This window comes from Pedobacter sp. (assembly GCF_045628745.1).
In the GTDB taxonomy this organism is placed as follows: Bacteria; Bacteroidota; Bacteroidia; order Sphingobacteriales; family Sphingobacteriaceae; genus Pedobacter.
Genome location: NZ_JAZQPU010000440.1, coordinates 1 through 12480 on the forward strand (window position 1 = coordinate 1; position 12480 = coordinate 12480).

At 40.1% G+C, this 12480-nt stretch carries 12 protein-coding genes and 1 pseudogene; 8 read left to right on the forward strand and 5 right to left on the reverse strand.

Translation table 11 applies throughout. The features are described from left to right. Positions 1–23: 23 nt before the first annotated feature. The 5 genes from ACR2F7_RS16020 to ACR2F7_RS16040 form a co-directional block, all read right to left on the reverse strand. Positions 24–587 carry a DUF4199 domain-containing protein gene (locus ACR2F7_RS16020; protein WP_432714548.1) on the reverse strand — a complete coding sequence of 188 codons (564 nt, stop codon included), beginning with the start codon at positions 585–587 and terminating at the stop codon, positions 24–26. A gap of 18 nt (positions 588–605) precedes the next feature. After that, a complete protein-coding gene (locus ACR2F7_RS16025; protein WP_432714549.1) occupies positions 606–1277 on the reverse strand; it encodes a hypothetical protein in 672 nt (223 codons plus the stop codon). Continuing rightward, positions 1270–2532, reverse strand: a complete 1263-nt coding sequence (locus ACR2F7_RS16030; RefSeq protein ID WP_432714550.1) for a dihydroorotase — start codon at positions 2530–2532, stop codon at positions 1270–1272. The genes ACR2F7_RS16025 and ACR2F7_RS16030 overlap by 8 nt, the downstream gene beginning before the upstream one ends. A gap of 94 nt (positions 2533–2626) precedes the next feature. Then, on the reverse strand, positions 2627–4201 hold the full coding sequence (locus tag ACR2F7_RS16035; RefSeq protein WP_432714551.1) for a L,D-transpeptidase family protein: 1575 nt from the start codon (positions 4199–4201) through the stop codon (positions 2627–2629). A gap of 32 nt (positions 4202–4233) precedes the next feature. Further along, complete coding sequence (locus tag ACR2F7_RS16040; RefSeq protein WP_432714552.1) at positions 4234–5595, reverse strand: 3-keto-disaccharide hydrolase; 1362 nt, start codon at positions 5593–5595, stop codon at positions 4234–4236. Between the two features lie 287 nt (positions 5596–5882). Between ACR2F7_RS16040 and hisG the strand changes: the two genes are divergently transcribed. The 8 genes and pseudogenes from hisG to ACR2F7_RS16080 all read left to right on the forward strand — a co-directional run. Continuing rightward, a complete protein-coding gene (gene hisG / locus ACR2F7_RS16045) occupies positions 5883–6737 on the forward strand; it encodes an ATP phosphoribosyltransferase (RefSeq protein WP_432714553.1) in 855 nt (284 codons plus the stop codon). 37 nt (positions 6738–6774) lie between these two features. Then, positions 6775–8073, forward strand: a complete 1299-nt coding sequence (gene hisD, locus ACR2F7_RS16050) for a histidinol dehydrogenase (protein WP_432714554.1) — start codon at positions 6775–6777, stop codon at positions 8071–8073. Beyond that, positions 8063–9103 (forward strand): histidinol-phosphate transaminase, encoded by a 1041-nt coding sequence (gene hisC / locus ACR2F7_RS16055; protein WP_432714555.1) that lies wholly within the window; start codon positions 8063–8065, stop codon positions 9101–9103. The genes hisD and hisC overlap by 11 nt, the downstream gene beginning before the upstream one ends. Before the next feature lie 24 nt (positions 9104–9127). After that, complete coding sequence (gene hisB / locus ACR2F7_RS16060; RefSeq protein ID WP_432714556.1) at positions 9128–10261, forward strand: bifunctional histidinol-phosphatase/imidazoleglycerol-phosphate dehydratase HisB; 1134 nt, start codon at positions 9128–9130, stop codon at positions 10259–10261. A 7-nt stretch (positions 10262–10268) separates the two neighbouring features. Further along, positions 10269–10862 carry an imidazole glycerol phosphate synthase subunit HisH gene (hisH, locus tag ACR2F7_RS16065; protein ID WP_432714557.1) on the forward strand — a complete coding sequence of 198 codons (594 nt, stop codon included), beginning with the start codon at positions 10269–10271 and terminating at the stop codon, positions 10860–10862. A 1-nt stretch (position 10863) separates the two neighbouring features. Next, positions 10864–11613, forward strand: coding sequence for a 1-(5-phosphoribosyl)-5-[(5-phosphoribosylamino)methylideneamino]imidazole-4-carboxamide isomerase (gene hisA, locus ACR2F7_RS16070; RefSeq protein ID WP_432714558.1), 750 nt, complete (start codon positions 10864–10866; stop codon positions 11611–11613). Between the two features lie 2 nt (positions 11614–11615). Continuing rightward, on the forward strand, positions 11616–12371 hold the full coding sequence (gene hisF / locus ACR2F7_RS16075) for an imidazole glycerol phosphate synthase subunit HisF (RefSeq protein WP_432714559.1): 756 nt from the start codon (positions 11616–11618) through the stop codon (positions 12369–12371). Then, positions 12368–12480: pseudogene (locus ACR2F7_RS16080) on the forward strand (bifunctional phosphoribosyl-AMP cyclohydrolase/phosphoribosyl-ATP diphosphatase HisIE); the annotation flags it as partial. The gene hisF and the pseudogene ACR2F7_RS16080, both read left to right, overlap by 4 nt.

Here is a 12480-nt window from a genome sequence, read left to right on the forward strand (position 1 = left end):
TCATTATTGAATATATTTTGCTTTTAGCCTATTTTCTCTTCTTCTTCAATGTATAAAGGCTGCACCTTTTTGAACACCGCAGCACCAATTAAACTGACCACTAAGCCGAAAAATGTATAGAATACTGCTCCACCAAAGGCAATAAAGAAAATCATATAGGGTCTCATCATTTCAACCCCTTTAATTTTATTTTCATCATCTCCGGCAGCTTCTATAGCCGCATCCATCAAATCTGCATAGGCTTGTCTGTCTAAAACCAGGTAATAGAGCATCATCATTACTGCAATAAATAATCCGGAATAAGCAGCTACTTTAAAGCCTGCAGAAAATGCACGCCCAAAAGTGATGTAACCACCCAATTCTTTTTTATGTGTCAGCTGTACATACACAATTGCTAAAATAAACGGAATGTAAGACAACACAGAACTCACTATTTTCTCTCCCATAGGAAGTTCAGGGTTGCTGGAGTCTATGCCTATCAGTTTAAAAATAAACATCAGGGCCAGAAAATAAATCGCATAGGCCACCGCCGTTTTAAAAGCCAGTACGTTAGGCTTTTTCTCCATTTCAGCTAATTGTTGTTGCATTGTTTTGATTGAATTAATTTAATTTGAGTTAAACTTACTAATTAAAGCGTACACTGCAATATCAAATTCTGAATTGTTACTATATTCTTTTAAATCTGTTACCACCTCTTCACTGAATTTTGGCTGGTGGAAGAAAGCCATGAAAGGAACAAATAATTCTCTAATCTCATCGCCAAGGTCAACCATACCTGCATGACTGCAAATATCTTCAATGCTGCTTTCTGCTAATTGTTGGTTGCTGATTAAATCTTCATAAATATGAAACTCATCCTGGAACTCATCTTCTTCAACCAATAAGAATTCTTTTAAGAAATCACCAAGTTCAGGCTTAATACGCTCATCATGACATTCGTTGATGTACAATAAAAGGTTTAAAAGCTCTGTACCACGGTCGATGGTTTCTTCTTCAATAGCTGCCCATTCTTCAGAATCTAAATAGTCTTCATCTAGTTTCTTCATGTCATTGGCAAAGAAATTGATCATTAAAAGATCAAAGAAAACCTCTCTCAACTCATCAAATGCCGGGTAATCATCAAAAGCAGCATCAAAGGCTTCCACTTTCTCCAAAAAACCAAGATCCTGGTTAAACACCTCTAAAAGGCTTGTCTGCAAAGCGCCAGACTCTTGTCCTGATGCCGCGGCAAATTTCTCTAATGATGAAATCAGCGCACTTTCTACTTTATTATCCATATACTTGATATTTATTATTATTACTCACTAACACCACCTTACCGGTTAATGTTTGATTCAATAAGGGTGAATTAGTCGACTTTGAACTGTTGCTACTGGCGTTATAAAGCCATTTCTCGCTGGTGCTGAATACCGTGAAATTCGCTGGATTTCCTGCCTCAATTACTGGCACTGGTAAATTCAGAATTTTACGCGGCGCAATAGCAAGCTTTACCGCAATCTGTTGTTCATTTAAACCTGCTTTAACCAATAAGGGTAAAGCCGTTTGTAACGCAATGATGCCAAAAGCAGCCATCCCAAACTCTACCTCTTTATGTTCTATTTCCTGCGGACGATGTTGCGAACTCACCGCATCAACCGTACCGTCTTTTAAGCCATTTAACAAGGCTTTGATATCTGCTTTACCTCGAAGTGGAGGTTTTACTTTATAATTGCTATCGAAATCATTCAAAAGCTCCTCGGTAAATACCAATTGATGTGCTGCCACATCGCAGGTAATTTTGATGCCATCTTTTTTCGCTCTTCTAATTAAGGCTACAGAACCTGCCGTAGAAATATTATGGATATGAACGGGAGCATCATGATAACCTGCCAGGTAAATATCACGTGAAATTTGCATTTCTTCTGCCAAGGCAGGAATGCCCACCATACCTAACAAAACACTGGTTTTACTTTCATTTACCTGTGCTTTTCCGGCAACAGAACTGTTTTCCGGATAAACCATCAGCAATCCGTTAAATCCCTTTGCATATTGTAAAGCCCTGCTCATGAAACCATCATCTTTAATGGGTTTCTCCGCATCAGAAAAAGCAATAGCACCTGCCTGCTGCATGTCGTACATCTCGGCAAGTTCTTTACCTTCCAGGTCCATACTCACGGCACCGATTGGAAATACATCTACAAGGTTTCCTTTAGCCTTGTTAATGACATATTCAACCTGCGATTTAGAATGTAAAACGGGTGCTGTATTGGGTAAAACGGCTAAGCCTGTAAAACCACCCGCGGCAGCGGTTAAGGTTGCAGAAGCAATATCTTCTTTAGTTTCAAATCCGGGGTCACCAACTGAGCAATTCAAGTCAAAAAAGCCCGGTGACAGGTAAGTACCTTTACCTTCGAAAATTTCTTCGTCTTTGTTCGGCGAAATAGATGAGGAAATGGTGGTTATTACACCATTTTCTATACGTACATCACAAATTTGTTGATTAAACTGGCTACTGGGGTCGGCAATGGAAACGCCTTTGATCAGAAGGTTCATCTTTTATGTTTATTCTTTAGTCGTTAAAAATTCGCATATCACTATTTCAACCGCTAGTAAACAGCGTACAAAACTAGGCAATTTTTGCTTACCCTTATAGAAATCGCTTTAATTTAACCCAAAGTACTTCATCAAGCCCATATACATCTGGTCTTTGTTCTAGCTTTCCATTTTGCCACCATGCCGTAATGTAATTGATATACAAAGGAATAGGCTTTTTAGTGCCAAACCACGCAGGTTTTAACACAAATGTATTTACCGTGTCGGCTTTTTTGCTCAACTTTTTACGGTATTCATCCATCCTGGTGGTATCTAAAGGTGGCAGACTGACTTCCATCCGTAATTTGTCGTACTGGCGTTTGTCGTTCACTAAAAGCTCCGCAAATTCAAGCGGACGCTCCACACGCACACAGCCGTGGCTAATAGCCCTGTTGTAATGCCCAAATGCACTCTTGTTATTGGTATCATGCAGGTAAATACTGGACCCGTTTTTGAAAATGAACTTGAATTTACCTAAGGCATTGCCTGCTCCCGATCCCTGTTTAAATTGGAAAGGTAGTTTTCCTCTTGCGTATTTATTCCATTGAATGGTATCTGGATCGCCAACCAGTTGACCTTTATAATAAACCTTAATGTTATTATTAGAGAGGTAATAAGGATCGCGCAAGGCCTGGTAATAGATTTCACTCTGCGCTATGCTCACAGGTATATTCCAGATAGGATTAACCTGGATAGAATTGAGTTCACTGTATAAAAGTGGTGTTTGATGGTTTTTAGGCTTGTCATCAAGTTTCCCTGTTTTAATATATGTCTTCAGCTTTTCTTCATAACCCTCTTCCCTTCTTTTACCTACACATACTTTCATGTGGCTCAGCGTATCTTGATCTTTAAACCAGGTCAGCGTAAAATCAGGAATATTCACCTGCACATATTCCGGACCTGACTCAGGTAATTTCCACCTTAAACGTTCCATGTTGACCACTATGGTTTTTAACTTTTCGGCATCTGCCCCACTCGCCTGTAATTTGGCCAATTCCTTTTGAAAAGCTTTATACTGGTCTGAAGCCGGTTGAATTCTCTTTAAAAAAGCGGCTAAATCAGGTGTAGACAATACTTTGAGTAAACCAACACTATCTGGCCTTTCAACATTGATATAATAACGGTTCAGAATTTTCTTTGGGTTAAGGCTACCGTAATACACTAGTGTATGGTACTTTAGTAAAGATTCGGCAGCCTGGATTTCCAGATCTGCCAGCACAGGATACACCTCTTCAATAGTTTTAAAGGCATGTGCATCAAGCGTACTTTTTAAAGCAGAAAGCCTTTTCAGTCCGAAATATTCCGGCTTAAAAGCATGCTCCCTGCTCCTGCTGATATAGCTGATTAAAGTATCAAGGTCGCCGTTTACATAATGATCATTGATAAATGAAGGACGCAAAGCTTGTGCTTCATAAAAGCTTCGCAGTGTTTTAGGATTCGACAAATCTTTGCTAAGGGAATCTAAATGCTGTAGAAAAACAAGATCGTAAGCTGCCGTGTCAAACTTTTTATAAAGTTTGTCCTTAAAGTGCTTTTCCAATAGCAGTCCTGTTTCTGGCGTTTCTTTAAAATAGCTGCAAGACTGCCAGAAAAGGCCCGAAAAAAGCAGTAAATAGATTATCTTTTTCAAATCAATAAATAAACATCAAAAGTAGCAATAAATTACTTAAGCTCCTGTATTTTAATGCTCCTGAAAGATACGGTATTTCCATGGTCTTGTAAAAGGATATGTCCTTTTGCAGCTGTGCCAAAGTTTTCCCAGTCTTTATATTTACTTTCTGCCACCAATTTAAGGTAGGCTGCAGAGCCGCGTTCAAATTCCAGCATTTTATAGCCATTCAGGTAATATTCAACATGGTTGTTTGGATATACTTTAATGATACCCTGGTTCCAGGCACCAATAGGTTTCCTTGCTGCAGGCGTTCTTGCAGAAGGAATTAAATCATACAGCGAAGCCAGTGTACGATTGCCGTTTTTACCTAATTTAGCATCAGGATGTTTGGCATCGTCAAGAATCTGGTATTCAAGGCCAATGGCAGAGGCACCTTTATCTTTCTCGGTTACAAAATACTTCACCCCACTGTTCGCCCCTTCCGTTAATTGGAAATCAAACTTCAAAATAAAGGCGCTAAATTCTTTTTCGGTCACGATATCACCGCCAATACCACCTTCAGAACCGTCAGACGCTTTAATGGTTAACACCCCATTTTGTATGCCCCATCCTTTTTCAGGAAACTTTGCTTTATAAGCACCACGCCAGCCATTGGTGGTCTTGCCATCCCATAATAGCTTAAAGCCCTGCTTTTGCTCTTGTGCAGAAACATCATTAGGAACGAGGTTGACTACATAAATGTCATCTGCCGGTGATGGTTTTAAATTAGTTGTTTGAATTCTGATATTGCGCCAGTGGATTTCTTTTCCAGCCTGATCTGCTTTGTTGATGGAATGAACCTGCAAAGCAATAAAGCCTTTAGGGGTTTCTGCATCGATCAGGTGAGCGGTAGCCACACCATTTACCCAGGTGCGGATGGTATTGCCAATACATTCAATTCTGTATTTATTCCATTCTGTTTTTTTATAGGCTGTCTTGGCTGAAGGATTAAGCTCTAAAGGATATAACCACCCCCTTCTGCTTTCATCATAAAGCCCACCGCTCCATTGTCTTGTAGAAGGATCTACTTCAACCTGGTAACCATGTACCCTCCCATTCTGATATTCTTCCTTACTTAAACTCCTGAATTGTATTCCCGAGTTCATAGATGTATCTGCTTTAAGCTCTAGTTCAAGGATAAAATCTCCATATTCTTTATCCGTCACCAGGAAAGAATTCGGCGTATTGGCCACTGTTGTGCCAATGATTTCCTTGTTGCTCACCTGGTATTTAGCTTTTCCGTTGAGTTGTTTCCAACCCGACAAGTCTTTTCCGTTGAATAAAGAATTCCAGTTTTTGTTATCGGCCGACTGGCCAAAGGCAGTCATAGAAAAACAGAGCATGGTTACACTCCATAGCATTTTAAAGGGCATATATTTGGTTTTTAGGTTGAAAAGGTTTGATTGTTATTCTCAAAAAGGTTAAGATAATAATTGTTATTCAATTTAAATTGCAAAAAGTTTAATAATTTTCTTTTATATTTGCATTACCTTATGATGCTTTGCATCAATGATTAGGAACATATATAAAATGAACAAACACTTGAACCATCAACTACATTTGCACCATCGCCAATTGGCGATGTATATGTAATGTTTTGTACTTCAAAACTTGTTTCCGAATTTTATAATTTTCTTGTTCCATCCTATAATCAGCAAAAGTGAAAACACTTAAAATAGCTATCCAGAAATCTGGTAGATTAAACGAAAAATCAGTAGAGATCCTTAAAAACTGTGGCCTTTCCTTCGAAAACTACAAAAGCTCCTTAATTACTTCCGTTAACAACTTCCCTTTAGAAATTCTTTTTTTACGTGATGACGATATCCCTGAATATGTTCAGGACGGTATTGCCGATTTAGGCATCGTTGGCGAAAACGTTATTATTGAAGCCGGCGCCGAAGTCACTTATTTACAGAAACTTAATTTCGGTAAATGTACCCTTAAAATAGCTGTACCAAACAACAGCAATATCGATACCATTCAGCAATTGGAAGGTTTAGCCATCGCTACTTCTTACCCTGTCATCCTGGAGAAATTCCTTGACGACAATGACGTTAAGAATGTGCAAATCAGAACCATCTCCGGATCTGTAGAAATTGGACCGGGCTTAGGTTTAAGTGATGCCATCTGTGACATTGTTTCTACTGGAGGAACGCTAAAAAGCAATGGCTTAAAACCATTCGCTGAAGTAATGAAATCTGAGGCTGTTTTGATTGGTAAAAATGGTTCAGAACTGATTCCAGAAGTGCAAGAATTGTTGCAAAGAATCCGTTCTGTAATGCGTGCCAAAGAAACCAAATATGTGGTTTTAAACGTTGCAAAAACAAACCTTCAAAAAGTAGTAGATTTATTGCCTGGCGTAAAAAGTCCAACGGTAGTACCTCTATTCGTTGAAGAATGGGTTGCTGTTCATTCTGTTATTGCCGAGAAAGATTTCTGGGAAAAAATCAATAGTCTGAAAGCTGCCGGAGCAGAGGGGATTGTGGTGATGCCAATAGAAAAAATCATCGTCTAATTTACCTAAACCTTTCATTCATTAAAAATCTAAAGCATTGAAAATTTACAGTTATAAAGACTTATCTTCAACAGCCATCGAGAACTTATGTTTGCGACAACTGGAAGACGATAAAAGCATAGAAGAGCGCGTAAATAACATTATTGCCAAGGTTAAAGCTGATGGTGATGCAGCCTTATATGAATATGCCCTCGCTTTTGACCGCGTAACGCTTGAAAAACTTTACCTCGACCAGGAAGAGATCCGTTCTATTGCAGCAAGCATTCCTGCCGAGGCAAAAGCAGCAATTGACCAGGCTCATGCCAATATCAGCAAATTCCATGCTTCACAAATCAGCAAGGAAGAGGTTGTAGAAACCATGCCTGGCGTTACCTGCTGGCGCGAAACACGTGCCATTGAACGTGTGGGCCTATACGTACCTGGAGGAACGGCCGTTTTACCAAGCACCTTTTTGATGCTTGCCATTCCGGCAACACTCGCTGGCTGTAAAACAATTACGGTATGCTCTCCACCACAGGCAGATGGTAAAACCAATTGTTACCTCGCTTACTGTGCCCAACTTTTAGGCATAGATAAAATCTTTTTAGCAGGTGGTGCACAAGCTATTGCCGCTATGGCCTACGGAACAGCAAGCATCCCTAAGTCAGATAAAATATTTGGTCCCGGTAACCGCTATGTCACTTATGCCAAACAAGTCGTACAAGCAACTACCCTAACGGCTATTGACATGCCCGCCGGACCGTCAGAAGTTTTAGTACTTGCTGATGAAACTGCTAATCCTTCATTTGTAGCGGCAGATCTGCTGGCGCAGGCTGAACATGGTGTAGACAGTCAGGCTATTCTGGTTTCAAACTCTGCAACGCTGATTGAGCAAACATTAGAACAAATTGAAATTCAATTAAAGGCCTTGCCAAGAGAAGCTATTGCTGCACAGGCTATCGCTAATTCTTATGCAGTAAAAGTAGATTCTTTGGAAGAAGGCATGGATTTCTCTAATCAATATGCACCAGAGCATTTAATTTTAGCAACAACACAATTTAAGCCTTTAATTCCTTTAATTGTTAATGCAGGGTCAGTGTTTCTTGGCAACTTAACGCCAGAAAGTGCAGGCGATTACGCTTCTGGAACTAACCATACCTTGCCTACAAGTGGCTTTGCAAGGGCATACTCAGGGGTGTCCATGGATTCTTTCGTCAAAAAGATCACCTTTCAGCAAATCAGCCCTGAGGGTTTACAACAAATTGGTAAAACTGTAGAAATTCTTGCTGCCGCAGAAGGCTTGCAGGCACATAAAAATGCAATCACTATTCGTTTAAATACACAAGATGGATATTAATAACTTACAACGAGATAACATTAAACGCCTGCGCCCTTATTCTACGGCAAGGGATGAATATAAAGGACAGGCCAGCGTTTTCCTTGACGCCAATGAAAACAGCTATGGCTCACCCCTGGCTGCTAATTATAACCGCTATCCTGATCCATTACAACTGGATCTTAAAGATGCCATCAGCAGAATCAAAGGTGTACCTATTGAAAATACTTTTTTGGGTAATGGCAGCGATGAAGCGATAGACTTGTTATTCCGTGCTTTTTGTGAGCCCGGAGTTGACAATGTGGTTATTCTTCCACCCACTTATGGCATGTATGAAGTATCTGCTGATATCAATAATGTAGAAGTACGTAAGGTAAATCTTTTACCAGACTTTCAGCTGGACATGGAAGCCATTGCTGAAGCAATTGATGAAAACACAAAACTGCTTTTCATCTGTTCTCCAAATAACCCTACCGGTAATTCTATCATCCGTACAGATATAGAAACCATTTTGGCTAACTTTAATGGCCTTGTGGTGATTGATGAAGCTTATATCAATTACTCCCGTCAGAAAACATTTATTGCTGAATTAACGGAGTACGCTAACCTGGTGATCTTACAGACTTTTTCTAAAGCATGGGGTCTTGCAGGTTTACGTTTAGGGATGGCTTTTGCTCCCCGTCCGGTGATTGACATTTTAAATAAAGTAAAAGCACCTTATAACATTAACCAGGCTACACAGGATCTTGCTTTAGAAGCATTGAAAAATGTTGGACAGGTAAATGAGTGGATTAAAGCGACCGTAGAAGAAAGAAATCTCCTCACAGCAGCCTTAGAAGCTTTAGACATGGTCAAAAAGGTTTACCCTTCTGATGCCAACTTTATTTTGGTGGCCATGGAAAATGCCAAAGCTAAATACGATAGCCTGGTAGAGCAAGGCATCATTGTAAGAGACCGTTCTAAAGTTACCTTATGTGATGATTGTCTGCGAATTACAATCGGTACGCCAGAGGAAAACAAAATATTATTAGAAGCCCTAAAATCACTATAAACCAACCGTACAGTTTAACCGACCATGAAGAAATTACTTTTTATAGATCGTGATGGTACCTTAATCCTTGAACCTGAAGATCAACAAATAGACTCTTTTGCCAAACTGGAATTTTATCCAAAAGCATTATACTATTTATCTAAAATAGCCAGAGAACTTGACTTTGAACTGGTGATGGTGACCAACCAGGATGGCCTGGGCACAGACTCCCACCCTGAGCTTAACTTTTGGCCTGTACATGAATTTATTCTGCAAACCCTGGCCAACGAAGACATCACATTCAGTGAGGTCATCATTGACCGTACCTTTGCTCATGAAAATGCTTTAACCCGTAAGCCAAATACAGGTTTACTGACCAAATACTTCAATGGCGAATACGACCTCGCTAATTCTTTTGTGATTGGAGATAGGATCAACGACATTGTTCTGGCTAAAAACCTGGGTGCAAAAGCCATTTATTTATGCAACAATGAAACTTTAGGTGCTGAAGAGTTTTTAGAATCTACAACACACCTTACCGATTATATTGGGTTAAAAACCCAAAACTGGATGGATGTTTACACTTTCCTGCGTGCAGGCAGCAGAACCATCACCCATGAGCGCAATACCAACGAAACTAAGATCAGCATTAAAATTGATTTGGATGGAACTGGTAAAGCAGCCATCAGCACAGGTTTAAATTTCTTCGACCATATGCTGGATCAAATTGCCCGTCATGGTAGCATTGACCTTGATCTTTTGACCAAAGGCGATTTACACATTGATGAGCACCATACCATTGAAGATACTGGTATTGCACTTGGCGAAGCTTTTGCTAAAGCTATAGGCAATAAACTAGGCTTGGAACGTTATGGCTTTTGCTTGCCCATGGACGACTGTCTGGCACAGGTGGCCATAGATTTTGGTGGCCGCAGCTGGATTGTGTGGGACGCAGAATTTAAACGCGAAAAAGTGGGCGATATGCCAACGGAAATGTTTTACCACTTCTTTAAATCTTTCAGCGATGCCGCTAAATGTAATTTAAACATTAAAGCTACCGGCGACAATGAACATCACAAAATTGAAGCTATCTTTAAAGCTTTTGCAAAAGCCATTAAAATGGCCATCAAACGTGATGCAGAGAAATTAGTTTTACCAAGCACTAAAGGCTTATTATAGAATATAGATGATTGGAATTGTAAATTACGGCGCAGGCAACATTTTCTCCCTTACTTCTGCTTTAAAAAGGTTAAACATTGCCTATGGCATGGTGAACACCGCAGAGGAGCTGGAAAATTACAGCCATATTATCATCCCTGGTGTGGGGCATGCCGGCTCGGCCATGAATAAACTACAGCAAACAGGTTTGGTAGAGCCTATCAAGCAGCTTAAAAAACCTGTACTCGGCATCTGTGTAGGTATGCAATTGCTTACACAACATTCTGAGGAAGGCGACGCCCAAATGATGAATATCTTTCCTTTGCATACCCGCTTGTTCGATAAAGAAAACAACATAAAAATCCCTCATATGGGCTGGAATAATGTGCACTTAAAAAACAATCCTTTGTTCAAAGATGTTGATAATCAGGCACAATTTTACTTTGTACATTCGTACTTTATTGAATATAATCCTACTTTTGATTTGGCCACTGTTGACTACGGTGTACAATTTTCAGCAGCCATCCAAAAGGACAACTTTTATGGGGTACAGTTTCACCCTGAAAAGTCTGGTGCCGCCGGAGAACGTTTATTATTAAATTTTTCAACCTTAAAACATTAACATGTATATAATACCAGCAATTGATATCTTAGACGGAAAAGTGGTCCGCCTAGTAGAGGGCGATTACAATCAAAAAACTGAATACGATGTATCTATTGCAGATATGATTGAGAACTATCGCTCCAATGGCACAGAGTTTATCCACATCATTGACCTCAATGGTGCAAAGGGTGATTTCAGTAACCAGAAAGAATTGTTTGCCACCATCAGTAAAACAGATATGAAAGTGCAGTACGGTGGTGGTATCCGTACCATTGAGCAGGTAACACATTTGCTTGATGCAGGTATCCACCGCGTTATTGTGGGTACTCAAGCCATTACCAATCCTAACTTTTTAGAAGAGCTAAGCAAAGAAGTAGGGAAGAAATACGACTATGCCAACAGAATTGTCATCGCTATTGATGTACTTGATGAGGTGATCAAATACTCAGGATGGATGGAAAGTTCTCCAATCAAACTGATGGATTACATCGACAAGTGTTTGCAATTGGGCTTCTTCCGTTTCTTATGTACCGATATCAATAAAGACGGAAAATTAGGCGGTGCTGCAGTAGAGCTCTATGAAAAACTATTGAATCACTCTCCATTTATCAAATTGATCGCTTCAGGTGGCATCAGCTCCATGAAAGACATTGAAGAGCTTGCCAAATATGACATCCGCTCGGTAGTAGTTGGAAAAGCGATTTATGAAAACCGCATTTCTATTGATGAGATTAAAGAATGGAACCTTAAAGCGATGTCATCCCTTTAACTATGCTGAGTAAACGTATTATCCCTTGTCTGGACGTTAAAGAAGGCCGGACCGTAAAAGGTGTGAACTTTGTAGACCTTAAAGATGCCGGAGATCCTGTTGAACTGGCCTGGCAATATGCACAACAAGGGGCAGATGAGCTGGTGTTTTTAGACATCACTGCTACCCACGAGCGTCGCAAAACCATGATAGAAATGGTGAAGTCTGTAGCCAGTCAGTTGAATATCCCCTTTACCATCGGTGGTGGAATTACTTCCATTGCAGATGCTGAAGCTTTATTGAACGCCGGTGCCGATAAAATCAGCATCAATTCTGCTGCCGTTAAAAATCCCTTGCTTATTGAAGAACTGGCCAAAGCTTTTGGCGTTCAATTTGTTGTATTGGCGGTAGACACTAAATTCGTTGGCGATAAAAACCTCGTGCACTTAAATGGAGGAAGAATTGCAACCGCATTGGAAACTGAATCCTGGATTAAACAGGCAGAACAACATGGTGCTGGAGAGATTTTACTCACCTCTATGGACCACGATGGCACTAAACAAGGATTTGACTGCAATTTGCTCCGTACCATTTGCTACAGCATCAATATTCCTGTGATCGCTTCTGGCGGTGCCGGAACCATGGAGCACTTTACGGATGTATTTATGCAAACTGGCGTAGATGCAGCACTTGCCGCCTCGGTATTTCACTACGGTGAAATTGCCATTCCGGATTTAAAAGAAGAACTAAAAAAACACAACATACCGGTAAGGTTATGAATATAGATTTCGAAAAAAGTAATGGTTTAGTACCTGTTGTTATCCAAGACGTACAAACTTTAGAAGTATTAATGCTGGGTTACATGAACCAGGAAGCATGGACTAAAAC